The 19401-nt window shown below is 40.3% G+C and carries 15 protein-coding genes and 1 other RNA gene; all 16 read left to right on the forward strand.

Going from position 1 to position 19401, the window contains the following annotated elements; genetic code table 11:
* The first annotated feature begins 57 nt into the window (after window positions 1-57).
* The 16 genes from NFR27_RS08500 (at window position 58) to NFR27_RS08575 (ending at window position 19292) form a co-directional block, all read left to right on the forward strand.
* Window positions 58-678: an MBL fold metallo-hydrolase gene (locus tag NFR27_RS08500; protein WP_251441232.1), complete on the forward strand. Its 621-nt coding sequence runs from the start codon at window positions 58-60 to the stop codon at window positions 676-678.
* A 12-nt stretch (window positions 679-690) separates the two neighbouring features.
* A complete protein-coding gene (locus tag NFR27_RS08505; protein WP_251441230.1) occupies window positions 691-1755 on the forward strand; it encodes an AI-2E family transporter in 1065 nt (354 codons plus the stop codon).
* A complete protein-coding gene (locus NFR27_RS08510; RefSeq protein ID WP_115311026.1) occupies window positions 1752-2234 on the forward strand; it encodes a Fur family transcriptional regulator in 483 nt (160 codons plus the stop codon). Before NFR27_RS08505 ends, NFR27_RS08510 begins: the two co-directional genes overlap by 4 nt.
* A complete protein-coding gene (hemZ, locus tag NFR27_RS08515; RefSeq protein ID WP_251441228.1) occupies window positions 2227-3678 on the forward strand; it encodes a coproporphyrinogen dehydrogenase HemZ in 1452 nt (483 codons plus the stop codon). Before NFR27_RS08510 ends, hemZ begins: the two co-directional genes overlap by 8 nt.
* A 2-nt stretch (window positions 3679-3680) precedes the next feature.
* The gene (gene hisS, locus NFR27_RS08520; protein ID WP_251441226.1) at window positions 3681-4952 is read left to right on the forward strand and encodes a histidine--tRNA ligase; all 1272 of its coding nucleotides are present in this window, start codon (window positions 3681-3683) and stop codon (window positions 4950-4952) included.
* Between the two features lie 5 nt (window positions 4953-4957).
* Window positions 4958-6754, forward strand: coding sequence for an aspartate--tRNA ligase (gene aspS / locus NFR27_RS08525; RefSeq protein ID WP_251441224.1), 1797 nt, complete (start codon window positions 4958-4960; stop codon window positions 6752-6754).
* 161 nt (window positions 6755-6915) lie between these two features.
* Window positions 6916-7088: non-coding RNA, 6S RNA (ssrS, locus tag NFR27_RS08530), on the forward strand.
* A gap of 127 nt (window positions 7089-7215) precedes the next feature.
* A complete protein-coding gene (locus NFR27_RS08535; RefSeq protein ID WP_251441222.1) occupies window positions 7216-8532 on the forward strand; it encodes a replication-associated recombination protein A in 1317 nt (438 codons plus the stop codon).
* A 77-nt stretch (window positions 8533-8609) separates the two neighbouring features.
* A complete protein-coding gene (locus tag NFR27_RS08540) occupies window positions 8610-11294 on the forward strand; it encodes an FtsK/SpoIIIE family DNA translocase (protein WP_251441219.1) in 2685 nt (894 codons plus the stop codon).
* An 11-nt stretch (window positions 11295-11305) separates the two neighbouring features.
* Window positions 11306-11755 (forward strand): helix-turn-helix domain-containing protein, encoded by a 450-nt coding sequence (locus tag NFR27_RS08545; protein WP_251441217.1) that lies wholly within the window; start codon window positions 11306-11308, stop codon window positions 11753-11755.
* Window positions 11756-11794: 39 nt separating this feature from the next.
* Window positions 11795-13789 carry a YgiQ family radical SAM protein gene (locus NFR27_RS08550; RefSeq protein ID WP_251454986.1) on the forward strand — a complete coding sequence of 665 codons (1995 nt, stop codon included), beginning with the start codon at window positions 11795-11797 and terminating at the stop codon, window positions 13787-13789.
* 27 nt (window positions 13790-13816) lie between these two features.
* Complete coding sequence (locus tag NFR27_RS08555; protein WP_251441211.1) at window positions 13817-14857, forward strand: extracellular solute-binding protein; 1041 nt, start codon at window positions 13817-13819, stop codon at window positions 14855-14857.
* Window positions 14857-16206 carry a 30S ribosomal protein S12 methylthiotransferase RimO gene (rimO, locus tag NFR27_RS08560; protein WP_251441209.1) on the forward strand — a complete coding sequence of 450 codons (1350 nt, stop codon included), beginning with the start codon at window positions 14857-14859 and terminating at the stop codon, window positions 16204-16206. The genes NFR27_RS08555 and rimO overlap by 1 nt, the downstream gene beginning before the upstream one ends.
* A gap of 76 nt (window positions 16207-16282) precedes the next feature.
* Complete coding sequence (locus NFR27_RS08565) at window positions 16283-17527, forward strand: competence/damage-inducible protein A (RefSeq protein WP_251441206.1); 1245 nt, start codon at window positions 16283-16285, stop codon at window positions 17525-17527.
* A gap of 173 nt (window positions 17528-17700) precedes the next feature.
* Window positions 17701-18732, forward strand: a complete 1032-nt coding sequence (gene recA / locus NFR27_RS08570; protein ID WP_251441205.1) for a recombinase RecA — start codon at window positions 17701-17703, stop codon at window positions 18730-18732.
* Window positions 18733-18785: 53 nt separating this feature from the next.
* Window positions 18786-19292: a regulatory protein RecX gene (locus NFR27_RS08575; protein ID WP_251441202.1), complete on the forward strand. Its 507-nt coding sequence runs from the start codon at window positions 18786-18788 to the stop codon at window positions 19290-19292.
* Window positions 19293-19401: the final 109 nt, after the last annotated feature.

Raw genomic sequence — 19401 nt, forward strand, 5'->3', positions numbered from 1 at the left:
TGAATAGGTAAGAAAGCCTGTAATGGTATTTCTTAGAGATTTTGGAGAGTGATGCCCATGAAATTATATCGGATGCCTTTAGGGCCTCTAGGGACAAATTGCTATATTTTAGAAGATGAAACTAATCATCATTGTTTTGTTGCCGATCCTGGTGGTGATGGGGAACAATTAGTAGCTGTGCTTAATGAAAAAGGCTTAATTCCTGAAGCAGTACTACTTACCCATGGTCATGGTGATCATATTGGTGGAGTACAAGCTGTAGTTGATGCGTTTCAGGCACCTGTTTATATTCATAAGGGAGACGAAGATTTCCTTACTAATAGTGATTTGAATTTGAGCAGTGCTATGGGCCTTAATGTACAGGTTCACGGGGATATTAAGTTAGTTAAGGAAGATGATGTTATTTTCTTAGGCGACCATAAGTTTACCGTTATTGAAACGCCAGGCCACACCCCAGGTGGGGTATGCTATTATGGCGAAGGGCTTTTATTAGCAGGTGATACTTTGTTTCAGGAGTCCATTGGTCGTACTGACTTCCCACGTAGTAGTTATGATGATTTGATTGAGGCGATTAAAATTAAGCTCTATGCCTTGCCTGATGAAACTGTAGTATATCCAGGTCATGGGCCTGAAACGACTATAGGTCATGAAAAGACCTACAATCCGTTTGTTCGTTAGGCGGTGAAGGGTATGTTTAAAAAATCAACCCAGTATTGGTTACGCGTGGTGTTGATTGTACTGGCGGCCATATTTTTATGGGCCATCATTCCTGTGCTTTGGCCCTTAATTGTATCGTTTATTTTTGCCTTACTATTATTGCCGATTGTGAATGGTATTCAAGATTATATGCGTCATCGTTTAGGTTATACCTGGTTTCCACGATGGCTTGCTATTTTACCAGCCTTTCTATTGGTGGTATTAATTACAGCATTGGTTATTCAATTTATTATTCTACCGTTTATTGTAGAATTTACTCGTTTATTGAATAACTTACCATATTTAATATCGCAATTGATTGTATTATGGCAAAATCTAACCTCCGTCCAGTGGGTGACTTTGCCACCACAAGTTGATGCTATCGTAATGAATACATTAGCTCGTATCAGCGCTTATGGTGTGGAATTAGCTCAACGTGGTATATTTGCAATTTTTTCTATTGCGACCACTATGTTGGAATTCTTATTGGTACCGATTATGACATTTTATTTATTAAAGGATGGGCGCCGTTTAAAAAACAAGGTATTATCTATTTTTGCACCGCCCCATAATCGATATTTATTAGATGTAGTTAACCAGATTCACCGCACTATGGGTGGCTATTTACGAGGTCAGCTTGTATTAGCAACTAATATGTTTTGTATTACTTTAATTGTTACTTATATTTATGATTTGCCATATCCCTTGGTGCTCGCACTATTAGCTGCTATAGCAGAATGGATTCCCATTATTGGGCCGATTGTGAGTGCAGTGCCAGCTATTGTATTGGCATCTTTGGTAGGACCTGCTTTAGTTGTTAAAGTGGTGATTACCTATGCAATTATTCAGTTAATTGACGGACAGATTGTCATGCCTAAAATTATGGGCCATGTTATCAAATTACATCCGTTAGTTATATTAACCGTCATTTTTGTAGGTGGTTATTTTTATGGCATCATCGGTATGATGACGGCTGTGCCACTTACAGCAATGCTACAAATTGTGCTAACAAAGCTTTGGTATTTTAATTCGTTTTACAAAAAGGATGGGACTGTATGAACACGACATTAGAAAAATTAAAAGAACGTATCAAAGACAAAAAGTATAAATTGACAACCCAGCGTCAAACAATTCTTCAAGCTTTTATTGATGCGGAAGAAAAGCATCTCTGTGCTGAAGATGTGTATGTGTTGGTAAAGGCTGTAGCGCCTGATATTGGCTTAGCTACTATTTATCGCACCTTAGATTTATTTACCGAGCTTGATTTATTAAAACGCTTAGATTTTGGCGATGGCCGTAATCGTTATGAATTAAATGATGAAGAATTTGCTCATTTCCACCATCATTTGATTTGTGTAAAATGTGGTTGCGTTAAAGAATTTGAAGATGATATGTTAGAAACATTAGAATCGATTATTGCTAAAAAGCTTAACTTTAAAACCATTGACCATCAGTTGAAAGTGTATGGGTACTGTGGTGATTGCCAAGAAAAAATGAAAGCAGAAGAGGAAGCTGAGGCTGCTCAAAAAGGTGAATAAGTTAACCTATACCTATAGTGGCCCTTTACCGTTAGGTAGTGTAGTCGCCCATTATTGTGGGGCAGCGGGCTTAACTACTTGTAAAGAAGGGCCTGCTTGGATTTTAAAAGGCGATGAAACGGCCAATCAGTATACCTTAGCTGTTTATTATGATGGCGAGTTACAAACGACCTTTAGTGGCTCTCATACAAATGAAGGACGCCTACAAATTGGTGGTCAGTTATTGCGTCTATTACGGACTCATCAAGGCTTAGCACCTTTAGGTGATTGGGGTACTTTAGTGGGCGTTAGACCGACTAAGTTATTTCATAAGCTTTGGGATCAATTGGGAAGCGCGGAAGCTGCCGTAAATCGCTTGCGTAAGCAATATGAGGTGACGGAAGCAAAGATTGCCTTATTAGAACAAGTGGCTACCTTGCAACGACCTTATGTGGCACCAACGGACAGGGCGGATCGATTAATTAGTGTATATGGTGGTATTCCGTTTTGCCAGACTCATTGTACGTATTGTTCATTTCCTTATGGTCTGATTCAAGATTATAAACGAGTGTCACAATTTGTAGAGGCCTTTGCAACCGATAGTGAACATTTGCAAACGGTACTACAGGACTATGACTTACAGTTAGGAACGATTTATTTAGGGGGCGGTACGCCCACTAGTTTAAATGAAGCTGATTTTGAAACTGTCGTTGCGGCATTAGCTAAATTACGAGAGTATGGGCAATCGGGGGCGGACTTAGAATTTACCGTAGAAGCAGGACGTCCTGATTCAGTAACGCCTTATAAATTACAAACTATGGCGCGATGGGGTGTTAATCGCATTAGCATTAATCCACAAAGTATGCAAGACTCTATTTTAAAAGCTATTGGCCGTGGACATACAGCGCAAGCGATTAAAGAATTGTATGACTATGTTCGTAAACATACATCCTTTCAGGTGAATATGGACTTTATTGCGGGCTTACCGTATCAAAACGAAACGCATATGATAGAAAATATGGATTATGTTTGTCAGGTCATGCCTGAAAATGTTACAATTCATACATTGGCGTTAAAGCGGGGCAGTCCTTTGTATGAAGGGGTAGGGCGTGAAGCTATGCCTGAGGAAAAGGCCGTACAAGCTATGGTGGCATATTGTAAAGAACGCTTAGAAGCCGCTGGTTATGTACCGTATTATGTATATCGTCAACAATATATGACGAGTCAAACTGAAAATATTGGCTATACCTTACCTGGAAAAGTCTGTGAATATAATATACGGATTATGGAAGAACGGCAGAGTATATTGTCAGTAGGACCTGGGAGCTCCTCTAAATGGATGCGAGCCCCTGAATATCGACAATTACAACAGCATATGCCAAAAGATGTATCTGTATATATTGATACATTATCTACTTTACTAGACAAGCGAAGTCAATTATGTAAACAATTTTGGGAGGGATAATCATGGGAATTCAAAAGCCAAGAGGCACACAGGATTTATTGCCTAATGTGATTGGTAATTGGCGCTATGTGGAAGATCGAATTCGTCGCATTTGTAAAGCCTATGGCTTTGATGAAGTGCGTACACCGATTTTCGAAGAAACTGGTCTCTTTTTACGAGGCATTGGTGAAACCACTGACGTAGTACAAAAGGAAATGTATTCCTTCCCTACAGGGGATAAAAAAGAACAGACCTATACCTTGCGTCCAGAAAATACAGCATCAGCTGTACGTGCTTATTTAGAAAATAAAGTATATGGTCAAGAGAATCTAACAAAATGGTTCTATATTGGACCTATGTTCCGCCACGATAAACCACAAGCTGGTCGTTATCGTCAATTCCATCAATTTGGGGTGGAAGTGTTGGGTACGCAAGCACCATCAACAGATGCTGAAGTTATTTTAATGGTGTTACAACTATTTAAAGATTTTGGCTTACAAGATTTAAGTGTACAAGTAAACTCTGTAGGTTGTCCGAATTGCCGTCCAGCCTATCGTGACAAATTAATTGCTTTCTTTGAACCAAAGAAAGAAGAATTATGTGAAGATTGTCAATCTCGCTTATATAAAAATCCATTGCGCATTTTAGATTGCAAGGAAGAAACTTGTAAAGCCTTATCCGTAGGGGCTCCTGAAATCCATGAAAATCTTTGCGATGAGTGTGCTGATCATTTCACACAATTACAGAAATTCTTGACTGCCGCTGAGGTAAATTATGTAGTAAATCCTCGCTTAGTACGTGGTTTAGATTACTATACTAAAACAGCATTTGAAGTGCAGTACGCTCCATTAGGATCTCAAAGTGCTGTAGCTGGTGGTGGCCGTTATGATGGCTTAGTAGAAGAATTAGATGGGCCACATACGCCAGCAGTAGGGTTTGCCATGGGCATTGAACGTTTACTATTAGCCCTTGAAAAGCAAGGTTTATTGCCAGCGGAAACAGTGGATCCATCTGTATTTGTAGTGGCTTTAGGTGAAGCGGCTCAAGTAGAAGGGTTTAAAATGGTAAATGCCTTACATCAAGCCTATATTACGGCGGCTATGGATGGCGAAGGAAAAAGCATGAAAAGTCAGTTAAAACATGCTAACAAAATTAATGCAAAATATGTTATTATAGTGGGTGATGATGAATTAGCTCGTGGTGAAGCCATTATCCGTGATATGGAAAGCAGCGAGCAAGAAACCGTGTCGTTATCAGATGTAGTGGCACGAGTAACTTCACTAGTGAAAGGATGACAATAATGGAAACAATGAAGGGATTGCACCGTACCCATGGTTGCGGTACTATCAGCGAAGAACAAGTAGGCAAGGAGGTTGTTCTTTGCGGTTGGGTAGAACGCCGTCGTGACCATGGTGGGTTAATCTTTATTGATTTGCGTGACCGCTCTGGCGTAGTTCAGATCGTAGCGTCTCCAGATCATAATTTAGAATCATTCCACAAAGCAGAGGATGTACGTAGTGAATATGTACTTTGCGTACGTGGTAAAATTACTGAGCGTGATGCAGAAGCTATCAATCCAAATTTAGCAACTGGTCGTTATGAAATGTATTGCGAAGAACTTCGCGTATTAAATGCATCGAAAACACCACCATTCTATATTCAAGACAACATTGATGTAGATGAAAATATTCGCTTAAAATATCGCTATTTGGATCTTCGTCGTCCAGAAATGCAACGCAATTTAATTTTGCGTCACCGTGTAACAAAAGCAATGCGTGATTTCCTTGATTCTCGTGATTTTCTTGAAATTGAAACACCAATGCTTACTAAGAGTACACCAGAAGGGGCTCGTGACTATTTAGTACCTTCCCGTGTAAATGCAGGTACTTTCTATGCCTTGCCACAGTCTCCACAGATTTTTAAGCAAATCTTGATGGTAGCTGGTTATGAAAAATATTTCCAAATTGCTCGTTGTTTCCGTGATGAAGATTTACGTGCAGACCGTCAGCCTGAATTTACTCAGCTCGACTTAGAAATGAGCTTCATTGATCAAGAACAGATTTTAGCTACCTTAGAAGGTTTAATTCAACATGTATTTAAAGTAGCTATGGATATTGATGTGCCAGTGCCAATGCCTCGCATTACTTGGGACGAAGCCATGGACAAATATGGCTCTGATAAGCCAGATTTACGTTTTGGCATGGAATTCACTGATGTAACTGATTTAGTACGGACTACTGAATTCAAAGTATTCCGTTCTGTTATCGATAATGGCGGTGTTGTTAAAGGTATTGTAGTACCTGGTGATGCTGGCATTCCTCGTCGTGAGTTAGATGATTTAGTGACCTATGTAAACCAATATGGTGCTAAAGGTCTTGCTTGGGCTTGCTTCAATGAAGATGGCACTATTAAATCCCAGATTATGAAGTTCTTAGGGGAAGATACTATTCGTGCTATTGGTGAAAAAATGCAAGCTAAGCCTGGTGATTTAGTGCTTATGATTGCTGATAAACCAGCAGTAGTAGCTAAAGCATTAGGGGAGCTTCGCCTTGAAATGGGTCGTCGTATGAACCTTATTGATGAAGATCAATTAGCATTCACGTGGGTAACTGATTTCCCAATGTTTGAATATGATGAAGAAGAAAAACGCTATGTAGCTATGCACCATCCATTCACATCGCCACGCGAACAAGATATGGATAAATTAGAAACTGATCCAGCATCTGTTAAAGCGATTGCTTATGATATGGTATTAAATGGCGTTGAAATTGGTGGCGGTAGTCTTCGTATTTACCAATCCGATGTACAAGCAAAAGTATTTAAAGCGATTGGCCTTACTGAAGAAGAAAGCCGTAGCAAATTCGGCTTCATGTTGGATGCTTTCCAATTTGGGGCACCTCCACATGGCGGTTGCGCTTTTGGTCTTGACCGTTTGGTAATGCTTATGGCTAAACGTCAATCAATTCGTGACGTAATTGCGTTCCCTAAAACGCAGAGTGCGGCTGACCTTATGAGTCAGGCTCCATCCACGGTTGCACCAAAACAACTTCGTGAGCTTCATATTAAAACAAATACAGAAAAAGAAAAATTAGTATAATTTTCATTGGTAGTAAAACTTAGTGATTTACAGGCTTTAATGGATGAAATGAGCTAGTACTTTTAGGTCTACTGTCCTTTGATATATGCTAAATAAATATCAGTCGTTTGTTTCAAGACCTTGAAATAAACGGCTGATTTTGTTAATATAATAGTAAAGAAACACCCCTGCTGTGTGCGTGTGGTATCGCAGTTTTGAGCCAACACTATTACATTGGGAGCCTGGACTCTTGTAGTGGCGCTACGCCTGCAAAGGACAGTAAGATTACGAGGAGGGCACCCACCTGCTATCGCAGGATCAAAACACGGTACATATACGGCATGGTGGGGCTCTTTTTAGCCGCCTTAGGGCGGTTTATTTTTTTATCCAAATTTAGAGTATAATAGAATTGAAATGCTATTGAAATATTATTGAAATACTACATTAAAATATATTTTGCATCATATAAGGAGTGTTTAGTTATGGATAGTTTGTTTGCTGAATATGAACCTAAGCGCTTTGAACCGTTGGCGGTCCGTCTCAGACCAACCTCATTAGATCATTTCTATGGTCAAGAAAAGGCCGTAGGCAAGGGCAGTTTTTTACGGGCCATGATTGAAAAGGATACAATTCCATCTTTGCTATTTTATGGGCCTTCTGGCACGGGCAAAACAACCTTGGCTGGCATTATTGCTGCCATGACTCATAGTCAATTTGTTGTTCTCAATGCTACTAATGCAGGGATTGGTGAGCTTAGAACGATTATTGACAAGGCGCGTAAGACAATTCAGAACCTACAGCAACGGACAATTTTATTTTTAGATGAAATTCATCGTTTTAACAAAAGTCAACAAGATGTGTTACTACCTTGTGTAGAGGATGGCACGATTATTTTAATCGGTGCTACTACGGAGAATCCTTTTTTTGAAGTAAATCGCCCTTTGCTATCTAGATTGCGTTTGATTACTTTGGAAAGCTTAACGCCTGAAGCAATTGTTAAGGTGCTAGAGCGAGCCTTAACTGATGAGGAAAAAGGCTTAGGCAAGCAACAATATACCGCTACGCCAGACGTGCTTCGAGAAGTGGGGCTCTTTGTAAATGGTGATGCTCGTATGGCATTAAATATATTAGAACAAGCTAGTGCTATGATTGAGCCTGGTGGCGAAATAACTTTAGACATTTTAGAAGGTGTAGTAGGTCGTCGTATTTATAGCTATGATAAAAAAGGGGATAATCACTATGATACGATTTCTGCCTTTATTAAAAGCATGCGTGGCTCTGATCCGCAGGCTGCCGTGTATTATTTGGCACGCATGATTGAAGCAGGCGAAGATCCCAATTTTATAGCACGGCGTATTGTAATTTGTGCCGCCGAAGATGTAGGGTTGGCTGATCCTCAAGCATTAGTCGTAGCGAATGCAGCGGCTCAAGCGGCCCATTTGGTAGGCTTTCCAGAAGCACAGATTATTTTGTCGGAAGCTGTATTGTATGTAGCTTTAGCGCCTAAAAGTAATAGTGCATATATGGCGATTGCGGCGGCTATTAATGATGTACGTCATTATGAGCATGGGGAAGTGCCAGCCCATTTACGAGATGCTCATTATAGTGGTGCTGGTAAATTAGGGCATGGTGTGACATATAAATATGCTCATGATTATCCTAATGGATATGTGCAGCAACAGTATTTGCCAACTGCGCTAAAAGATCGTATATACTACCAAGGAATTGAGCGAGGCCGTGAAAAAGAATTATTGACTCATTGGAGCGAACGTACAAGCGGTAAAACTTCTAAAAAGTAGTCAAAGTGTGATATAATAAAATGCTAAGGTATATAGTTTTAACATTTGATTACAAGGTTGAGGTGTACACATAGATTATGGCAGAACAAAAGGAGCGGGCGAAGGCTACGCCACGTAAAACTACGAAGCGTAAAGCTACCAGTGCTTCACGCACAACAAATAAAGAAGCCGTAAATAAAGGGCTTAAAATTCGTAAAGAAGTAAGAGGGCTTTTTATTATGCTCTTTGCTTTTGTAGCATTTTTAGGGATGTTCAATATTACGTCAGGATCCGTCGTTGATGTAGTAGCTGGTATTTTTAAATATGGCTTTGGTTTTGGTGGCGTTATCCCATGTCTTTATGTGGGCTATGTAGGATGGCGTATTCTATACGCTGATGAAGGTTTTTCGTTTACTAAACGGGGGATTTTATTATCCTTAGTTTATATATTTGGCATTACTGTTATTACTTTATTATCCGCAGATCCAGGGCAGGAGTTGTTAACGACCAAAATTGCCACCCAAGGAGGCGTAGTTGGTGGACTTATTGCGGTGTTACTACGTACTTTACTAGGCAATGTAGGGGCTATTGTAGTAGCTGTTGTAGTTATTTTGGGCCTGTTATTGTTAATTTATCAAATTTCCTTGCGAACAGGTTTACATAAGGCGAAAGAAAAAACCGATGTAGGCTTGGAGTTTGCCCGTAATATTACTGAAGAAACAGTGCATCAAGCGAAAGAACGTTATACGGAATGGAAAGAGCAACAAGCAAAAAGACGGCGTGCCTATAATCAGGAAAAAGATGATCGATTTACTAAGAGCGCCGCTGCAGAGGTAATTGCTAATGCAGCGCAAGTATCGGCAGACGCTAAAGCGGAAGCAAAAGCTTTGCTAGAAGCTGAGCCAGAGGAAGAAAGCCAATCTATTGAATCCTCCGTGGATTCACAGCAAATTAAAGAAGTGTTAGTACCTAACGAAGAAAAGTATGAGCATATAGAGGATGAGGACGAAGACGAATTAGAAGTGCCACCATTTTTACAGGGCCGGACAGCTCGTTCGTTTGAAACAGAAGCTCCTAAACCTGTAATGGTAGCTGACGAAGCAGAACCCGAATCTGAGCGAGAACTTGAGCCAGAAACTGAATCAGAATTCAAATCAGAATCCAACCCAGAATTTAAAACAGAGGTATTGGGGAGTAGTGAATTAGATAGCGCAACGTCTGAGGTGGTTGAAAAATCTTCAGAAGTAGCTGCGGTGACTAGTTCAGTTAAATTACAGCCAGTGCCAACGATGGAAGGGACTGAAGCAGATACAGCTGCAGTGGCGGTGACTGTAGATGGGGCGCCTAAACCACGGCGTATTGAAGTACCGTATCGTTTTCCTTCTTTATCCATGCTTTCTAAAGGCACCGTTAATCTTGTAACAGGGCAAGAGGTTACTCATAATGTATCCGTGTTAGAAGAAACTTTGAAAAGTTTTGGTGTTACAGCTCATGTTGTGAATGCGACACAAGGACCGACTGTTACGCGCTATGAGTTAGAACCAGCGCCAGGTACAAAAGTAAGCCGAATTTTAAATTTATCTGATGATTTAAAAATGGCACTAGCTGCTATAGATATTCGTATTGAAGCACCAATTCCAGGCAAGTCTGCTGTGGGGATTGAAGTGCCTAATAAAAACGTAACAGCCGTTCATTTACGGGATGTATTAGAAGCGGAGAAATTCCAAAAAGCCCGTGGGGGCATTCCAGTAGGCCTTGGTAAAGATATTGCTGGTGAGGCTATTATTACTGACTTAGCTAAAATGCCACATTTGTTAGTGGCCGGCTCTACAGGTTCTGGTAAATCGGTATGTGTTAACACTTTGATTTCCAGTATTTTATTTAGTCGCAAACCAAGTGAAGTACAGCTTATTCTAGTAGACCCTAAGATGGTGGAATTGTCAGTTTATAATGGCATTCCTCATTTGAAGGTACCAGTTGTAACAGATATGAAAAAAGCGGCAGCCGTATTGCGCTGGGCAGTGCGTGAGATGGAAGCCCGTTACTTAGCTATGTCTGAAAATGGCGTGCGTAATATTAGTGGTTTTAATGAGCGATTCCCTGATAAGGCCATGCCACTTATTTTAATCATTATTGACGAATTAGCTGATTTAATGATGACTGCGCCTGATGTAGAAGAAGCGATTAATCGCCTAGCGGCTAAAGCCCGGGCAGCGGGGATTCATATGGTATTGGCTACGCAGCGTCCATCAGTTAATGTCATTACGGGGACTATTAAGGCCAATGTACCGAGTCGTATTTCCTTTGCAGTAGCAACACAAATAGATTCCCGTACTATTCTTGATATGGCGGGGGCTGAAAAACTCCTAGGTAAAGGGGATATGCTCTTTAATCCTATTGGGGCCAATAAGCCAATTCGTATTCAAGGGGCCTTTATTTCTGATGAAGAAGTAGAGGAATTAGTAGCGTTTGTTAAACAACAAGGACGCCCAGAGTATGATGAATCTATTGTAGAAGAAGTAGAAAAAGACACTGTTGAAGAATGCGACAGTATGGAAGAAGAACAAGATGAATTATTAGAACGTGCAGTAGAACTTGTTATTAGTATGGGGCAGGCTTCTACATCGATGTTGCAACGTCGTTTCAGAATTGGGTATTCAAGAGCGGCGCGCTTAATTGATACGATGGAAGAAAAGCGTATTATTGGTCCTGCTAATGGCAGTAAACCAAGGGATATATTGATGTCTTGGGAAGCCGTTCAAGAGACATATTTTTCAAAATAAGGAGGTAGACCTTGTCTACAATTGGGGAAGAGCTACGGCGAGAACGAAATCGGCGGGGGCTAACCATTAAAGATGTTGAACAGGTACTTCATATACGAGGGGCTTATTTAGAAGCTATTGAAGAGGATAATTATAAAATTATCCCTGGCGATGTGTATGTGAAGGGCTTTATTGGCAATTATGCAGATTTGCTGGGCCTCGAACGGCACCGCATGATTGATCGCTATAAAAGCTTAATTGGAGAACCTTTAGGGGTGCCTTTACGGCGCATGAAACCACGAAAATTAGCGCCTCACGAAGAAGTTGAGCGAGAAGTTGATAAGGTAGTACCACAGTCGAAGCGATTGAGCTATACGTCAAGACAGCAACGACGACAGAAAACATTGGCACAAGAGCGACTAGCGGTAGCAATTATTACCTTCTGCATTATTGTATTTTTAGGTTGGTTATTTTTTGTATAAATCTAAGTTGATTATTAATACTTCAAGGAGATATGTGTAGTGAGCGACTTTTTAATTACAGAACGAGCGGAGATGGACGAACGAGGTTGGGCAGAACTTGATTTTGTTCTTATCACTGGTGATGCTTACGTGGATCATCCTTCCTTTTCCGGTAGTGTGATTGGTCGATTGTTAGAACATCATGGCTATCGTGTAGGGCTCATTGCACAGCCTGATTGGAATGATGTAGAAGCCTTCAAAGTGCTAGGTAAACCACGCTTGGCCTCGCTAGTAACGGCGGGCAATTTAGACTCTATGCTCAACAAGTTCACGGCAGCGAAGAAATATCGTCATAATGATGATTATTCGCCAGGTGGTGAGAGTGGTCATCGCCCCGATCGAGCTACCTTAGTCTATGCTAATCGTATGCGCGAAGCATTTCGTGATGTGCCCGTTGTGATTGGTGGCATTGAGGCTAGTCTGCGGCGTTTTGCTCATTATGACTATTGGTCTGATACAGTACGTCGCTCTATCTTGACGGATAGCAAGGCAGATGTACTTATTTATGGCATGGGTGAAAAGCAGATTTTAGAAATTGCCAAAGCCTTAGATACGGAACGGTTACAAGATGCTTTGCCTGAGATTAAGGGCATTTGTTATATGGCGAAAGAAATACCAACCGGCAAGGTTGTGGAATGCCCTTCCTATGAAATGGTCAAGGCTGATAAAAAGCAATTCGCTGAAGCTTTTCGGCAACAATATTTAGAGCAAGATCCATTTATTGGTAAAACCGTAGTACAACGTCATGGCGATCGTTATGTAGTACAAAATAGTCCTGCATTGCCATTAACACAAGCTGAAATGGATGAAGTGTATAATCTTCCGTTTTCACGTCGTTGGCATCCTCGTTACGATGCTAAAGGTGGCGTGCCTGCATTAAGTGAAGTTCAATTTAGTTTAGTGAGTCATCGCGGTTGTTTTGGTAGCTGTTCTTTTTGTGCCATTACGAGTCATCAAGGGCGTATTATTCAGAACCGTAGTCATGAGTCTTTGCTAGCTGAAGCGGAACGAATGATTGCTATGCCAGATTTTAAAGGCTATATTCATGATGTGGGGGGGCCTACGGCTAATTTTCGTCATGCAGCCTGTCAAAAGCAGAGTACCTTAGGGGCTTGCCCAGGCAAGAATTGTGCCGCACCACATGCTTGTGAACGGTTAGATACAAGTCATGATGATTATTTAGCGATACTTCGCAAATTACGTAAGTTAAAAGGTGTTAAAAAAGTATTTGTACGTTCTGGTTTGCGCTATGACTATGTGTTAGAAGATAATAATCGTCAATTTGTGAAAGAATTATGTGAGCATCACGTAAGTGGGCAACTAAAAGTGGCGCCAGAACATGTATCGGAACGAGTTACGGAAATCATGGGGAAGGCTGATAAAGGAACCTTTTTAAAATTTAAAAATTGGTTTGAAACAGCGAATCAACAGTTGGGGAAAAAACAATTTTTAGTTCCTTATTTTATGAGCTCTCATCCTGGCTGTACGTTAGACGATGCTATCGAATTAGCTGAGTTTTTACGTGACCAAGGAATGACACCAGAACAGGTTCAGGACTTTATTCCTACTCCAGGTAGCTTGTCTACGGCTATGTATTATACAGGGATTCATCCACTAACTGGTGAAGCGGTATATGTGGCTAAGAATGGCCGTGATAAGGCGATGCAACGAGCGTTGATGCAGTATAAGAATCCTGATAACTATAAATTGGTACAGGAAGCATTGGTAAAGGCTGGTCGGACCGATTTGATTGGCTTTGGGCCACATTGTTTGATTCCACCAAGACCAATTAAAAGTATGGCCAAAGGCAAAAGTAATACAAGCATTGCCAAAGGTAAAAGTCATACATCGGGCGCTAGTAAGAGTAAAAATAAGACTAATAATAGTAGTGTTGCAGGCCGGTCACAGGGTAAGGCAAAGAGGAACGGCCGTGGCGAAATTAGTATAAGTAAGGGGACGAAACGTAGTGATTTTGCTAGAAAACGTCGTCCTTAATATGTCATAATGGAGGCAGGTAAACGGATGAAACGATTTTGGCCTATTGCGTTACTCATTGTTTTTGTATTGATTGTCTTTGGCATTGGGGCGCATATTGAACAGAATAAACAGAAAGAGCGGACCGCCATTCCCGTCAAGGCAGAATTGACAATTTATTCCGATTTGCCTACAAATTTGACAACCTTATTGGCTCAGCAATATGAAATGCAATATCATGTGCGCTTACGGATGTTACCGCTCACTGAAGAACAGATGGCAACACGTATGACCTTGCCTATTTCTGATCAAAAAGGTGATCTTGTGTTGACTACGCGTGATAATTTAGACATTGGCGTTAAGTATCATCAATTGAAACCCGTTTTAACCGAAGGGGTCGATGAAATTTCAGATCGATTTAAAAATAATGATGCCCTTTGGGTTGGTACTTGGTATGACCCCGTAATATTTGCGCAAAGTGAAGCCTTTTATAATCGTATGGGACGTTATGTAACAGCTTGGCAGTCTTTAGTTTTACCTGGTGACTGGGCTGTTATTATGACTGACTTTGTGGCGTCTCGTAGTGCAGCGAATATTTTGTATAGCTTTGTTGAAATGGATGGGGAAGAAAAAGGATTACAGTATTTTGTAGAATTGAAGCCTCATGTCGTGCAATATGCTAAATTTTTATCAACACCAGTGCGCTTAGCGGCTCTTGGAGAAACTGATTTAGGAATTGGTAACTATTCGGATGGCTTACAATATGCGAAGCACAAATACCCAGTAAAAATTATTTTTCCTGCTGATGGTACGCCCTATTATTTAACAGGGGTAGGCATGTTGCAAAGCGTAAGTAATGAGGAAGAAGCGACTCGCTTAGTTAAGTGGTTACTGTCTAAACAAGTAGCACAATTATTAGATGATAATGGATTTTACTATGTATATACTAACCCAGAACTTCCTAAACCAGTGGATTCATTAGGCCGTGAATTGGCTTTATGGAATACTGAAGGTGGTTACACCGAAGATGGCAAAAAAGTATTGTTAAATAAATGGATTAGTCAAGTGCGTTTTAGAAAGGATATATAATGAGTAAGAAGTTAGGCTATGTGAGTTTAGGCTGTGCTAAAAACTTGGTAGATACTGAGATTATGCTAGGTGTACTAAAGGATAATGGCTATGAGATTACAGAAGCTTTAGATGAGGCTGAAATTATTATTGTTAATACTTGTACTTTTATAGAAAAGGCAAAGCAGGAATCGGTAAATACAATTCTTGAAATGAGTGAATTTAAGCAATTTGGGGCTTGTCGAGGTTTAGTTGTGGCCGGTTGTTTAAGTCAGCAGTATCAAGAAGAATTATTTGCGGAAATTCCTGAAATTGATGCTTTAATTGGCACAGGTTCTTGGAATCGCATTATGGAAGCCATTGCTGCTATTGATGAAGGTAAGCGTATTTGTATAATGGATTCCATCACTAATATTTACAATGAACGAATGCCTCGCATGCAGACTACGCCAACCTATAGTGCATATGTAAAAATTGCAGAAGGCTGTGACAATGGCTGTACTTTCTGTATCATTCCTAAGGTACGTGGTTCGTACCGCAGTCGTACTATTGAGTCCATTGTAGAGGAAGTAGAACGATTAGCTGCTATGGGGGTTAAAGAAATTAATCTTATTGCACAAGATACTACGAGCTATGGTGCTGATTTGAATAATGGCAAACCGATGCTGGTTGAATTATTGGAAGAATTAGTGAAGGTAGAGGGCATTCAATGGTATCGTTTACTGTATTTATATCCTAAATATTTTACTGATGAATTACTTGATATTATTGTGCGAGAACCAAAGATTTGCAATTATATTGATTTGCCATTACAACATATTAATGATGATATTTTACGTCGTATGAACCGTAAGGATCGTAAAGCTGATATTGTGAAATTATTGGCAAAGGTTCGTAATACAGCTAGTCATGTGACATTACGTACATCGTTAATAGTAGGCTTTCCTGGTGAAACAGATGAGCAATTTGAAGAACTTTGCGAGTTTGTAAAAGAGGTGGCCTTTGATAATATGGGTGTATTTACTTACTCACAAGAGGATGGTACCCCAGCTGGAGCTATGGTTGATCAAGTAGCAGAAGAAGTAAAGGAAGAGCGCTATCATACGTTGATGTCAATTCAAGCTGCTATTTCTGAAGAGAACAATCGCAATCTAGAAGGTACGGCTCATGAAGCTATTATTGAAGAAATTAGCGAAGATGAACAAGGTCATACCTTAGCTAAAGGCCGTTTGGAGTGCCAAGCACCTGATGTAGATGGCAACATGTATATTGAAGATTGTGAAGGCTTAGCCGTTGGCGATATTGTACCAGTTACAGTCGTACAGGGTTTTTCTTACGATGTAGTAGCTGAAGTGCGAAGCGAAGCATAAAACAATAAACGCCTAAGGATAGTCTGAATAGGTAATAAACAGATTCAAGGGCATTTTAAAAGAATCGAGGCCAGGTATGATTGTAGAATTGATTTCCACAGGCTCTGAACTATTACTGGGTGATACTATTAATACGAATGTAGCTTGGTTAGCGCAGGAACTTAATAAATTAGGTTATACGGTAGCGTTTCAAACAACAATTGGTGATAATCCGGCTCGTATGGAAGAGGCTTTTAAAGCTGCTGCTAAACGGGCTGATGTTGTAGTTTGTACCGGTGGTTTAGGCCCTACGCAAGGTGATATTACTCGGCCGGTTTTGGCAAAGGCGATTGGGGTTGAATTAGAACTTAACCCAGAGGCTGAACAATTTGTGAAAGAATTTTTTAGAAATAAAGGCTGGGATATGCCAGAGCCCAGTCGGCGCGAAATGCTACTACCAGTTAATAGTGTAGCTTTGGCTAATAGTCGTGGTGTAGCGCCAGGTGTAGCCGTGCAATCAGAAGGCACTACCTTTATTTTATTACCAGGCCCACCAGCTGAAATGAAGGCTGTATTTAATGAATCGGTACGGCCTTATTTAGAACGCCAATTTGGTGGTCAAGGCGTTGTACTGTCGCATCGGTATGCTGTATATGGCATGCGTGAATTAGCCCTAGAAGCGGCCTTAATGGATTTGGTAAAAGCACAACAAAACCCAACAATAGCCTTTTTAATTAAAAATGGTTATATTGAATTACGAATTACAGCGAGTGCAGCTACATCACAGGAAGCAGAAGCTTTACTAGCACCTTGGGATGGGATTTTGCAAGATCGTTTAGGTGATGCCTTAGGGCGCCGCTTAGAAAAGTCTATGTTAGAACTTGTAACGGATGCTTTATTAGCTATGGGGGCTACTGTAGGAACGGCTGAATCTTGTACTGGTGGTTTGGTAGGTAAACGGTTGACCGAATTACCTGGTAGTAGTGCCTATGTGCAAGGTGGGGTAATATCCTATTCTAATGAAGTAAAGCATAAAGTACTGGGGGTACCTCAAGTTGAATTGGATGAATTTGGTGCAGTCAGTGAAGAAGTGGCTAAGTCCATGGCTATAGGGGTACGGACCTTACTTGGTACAACTTATGGTGTATCTACAACAGGGATTGCGGGTCCTGGTGGAGCAACGCCAACTAAGCCAGTAGGGTTAGTTTATATTGGTATTGCAGGACCTAATGGCACAGTGGCTTATAAGAATGAATTTATTGGTGATCGTGATAGTATTCGTGAAAGCACAGCAGAACGAGCGTTATATTATTTATATCGGGCGATTACTGGTAAAGCGTAAGTTATGTTACTCGTATTGATTTAGTTTGAGTGGCTCAAGTAATTTGGCGAGATACTTGCTATAAAGTATCTTATAACATTTGATGAGTCATTCAATTTAAATAGATTTTATATATTTATCTAGTACAAGGATATATAGTGTAAAGACCGTAAGCGGTCAAGAAAGGAACAATCATGGACGGTAGAGAACAAGCCTTAGATAATGCGTTGAAGAAGATAGAAAAAGATTATGGCAAGGGCGCCATTATGCGTCTTGGGGATATAACTGACCGCATGAATGTAGAAGTTATTTCAACAGGCTGTTTGGCTATTGATTTAGCTGTTGGCGTTGGTGGCTTCCCAAGAGGTCGTGTTATTGAAATTTATGGGCCTGAATCCTCTGGTAAAACGACAGTTGCTTTGCATGCTATTGCAGAGGCTCAAAAGGGTGGCGGCATTGCTGCGTTTATTGATGCGGAACATGCCTTAGATCCAGTATATGCTCGTCATTTAGGGGTTGATATTAATAATTTATTAGTATCTCAGCCAGATAATGGGGAACAAGCGTTAGAAATTACTGAATCCTTAGTGCGCAGTGGTGCGGTAGATATTATTGTAGTTGACTCCGTTGCGGCTCTAGTACCAAAGGCTGAAATTGAAGGCGAAATGGGTGATGCTCATGTAGGTTTACAAGCACGTTTAATGAGTAAAGCCCTTCGTAAATTAACAGGGATTATTAGTAAATCGCGCACTGTAGTTGTGTTTATTAACCAGTTGCGTGAAAAAGTAGGCATCATGTTTGGTAATCCTGAAACAACTACAGGGGGCCGTGCATTGAAGTTCTACTCCACAATCCGCCTTGATGTGCGCAAAGGGGAAGTGATTAAACAAAATAATGAAAACGTTGGTAGTCGTACAAAAGTTAAAGTTGTAAAAAATAAGGTAGCTCCTCCATTTAAAACGGCTGAATTTGATTTAATGTATGGTACTGGTGTATCTTATGAAGGTACTTTGATTGATATTGGTACAAACATGGAAATCATTAAAAAATCCGGTGCCTGGTATTCTTACAATGATGAACGTATGGGGCAAGGTAAGGAAGCGGCTAAAGATTATTTACGTACTCATCCTGAAATTGCGCAAGAAATCGACAAGATTGTGCGTGATACATTAATGGCAGAACCAGAATCATTTGATGTAGTAGGGGAAGAATTGACGGAAGACTAATATAAAAATTAGCATACTATAATAATGTGAGGTAGAGGAAAGGTAGCGCATATATGGCATTTAAAAAAAGTGATACAGAATATACTGAAAGTACCGCTATGGACCAAGCTATGCGCTTCTTAGCTCCTCGTTTTTTGAGTCGTTTAGAATTGACGCAAAAATTACAGCGTAAAGGCGTTACTCATGAATTAATTAATATAGTATTAGAAAGATTGGAAGAATTAGATTATATTAATGACGAGCGCTTGGCGCATGATGTATTACAATTCTATATGGCTGAAGCTAAATATAGCGTGCAATATATACGCAATAAGATGTTTCAGCGGGGGTTAACAGTAGGTAGTGAATTAGGTCAGTATAATGAATTAGAACCTGCGTTAAGGTTGGTAATACGCCATTTTTTAAGCCCTACTGCCATAAGTGAACCAATTTGGTATGAAGAAGGTTGGCCAGAAGAAGAGCGGTTAAATCAGAAAAAAGTTATGAATTTTTTGAAAAATCGTGGATTTGGTTTAGGAACAATCCGAAGTATCTGTGAACAAGTAGCTCACTATGAATAGTCTATATAGAGTTTTTCTTGACAGTCTTTTCATGACCGACTACAATTATAGTAGTCTCACAGTAGTGGGCAATTTTCAAATGTATATGAAATAGACGGCAATCTGGGAG

The sequence above is a fragment of the Veillonella intestinalis genome, from assembly GCF_943192895.1.
GTDB classification, from domain to species: domain Bacteria; phylum Bacillota; class Negativicutes; order Veillonellales; family Veillonellaceae; genus Veillonella_A; species Veillonella_A intestinalis.

Coding starts and splice junctions, on each gene's coding strand:
- hisS (WP_251441226.1), top strand. CDS start 3,681: ATGGGAATTCAAAAGCCAAGAGGCACACAGGATTTATTGCCTAATGTG.
- NFR27_RS08575 (WP_251441202.1), top strand. CDS start 18,786: ATGGCATTTAAAAAAAGTGATACAGAATATACTGAAAGTACCGCTATG.
- recA (WP_251441205.1), top strand. CDS start 17,701: ATGGACGGTAGAGAACAAGCCTTAGATAATGCGTTGAAGAAGATAGAA.
- NFR27_RS08565 (WP_251441206.1), top strand. CDS start 16,283: ATGATTGTAGAATTGATTTCCACAGGCTCTGAACTATTACTGGGTGAT.
- NFR27_RS08500 (WP_251441232.1), top strand. CDS start 58: ATGAAATTATATCGGATGCCTTTAGGGCCTCTAGGGACAAATTGCTAT.
- rimO (WP_251441209.1), top strand. CDS start 14,857: ATGAGTAAGAAGTTAGGCTATGTGAGTTTAGGCTGTGCTAAAAACTTG.
- NFR27_RS08555 (WP_251441211.1), top strand. CDS start 13,817: ATGAAACGATTTTGGCCTATTGCGTTACTCATTGTTTTTGTATTGATT.
- NFR27_RS08505 (WP_251441230.1), top strand. CDS start 691: ATGTTTAAAAAATCAACCCAGTATTGGTTACGCGTGGTGTTGATTGTA.
- NFR27_RS08510 (WP_115311026.1), top strand. CDS start 1,752: ATGAACACGACATTAGAAAAATTAAAAGAACGTATCAAAGACAAAAAG.
- NFR27_RS08535 (WP_251441222.1), top strand. CDS start 7,216: ATGGATAGTTTGTTTGCTGAATATGAACCTAAGCGCTTTGAACCGTTG.
- aspS (WP_251441224.1), top strand. CDS start 4,958: ATGGAAACAATGAAGGGATTGCACCGTACCCATGGTTGCGGTACTATC.
- NFR27_RS08540 (WP_251441219.1), top strand. CDS start 8,610: ATGGCAGAACAAAAGGAGCGGGCGAAGGCTACGCCACGTAAAACTACG.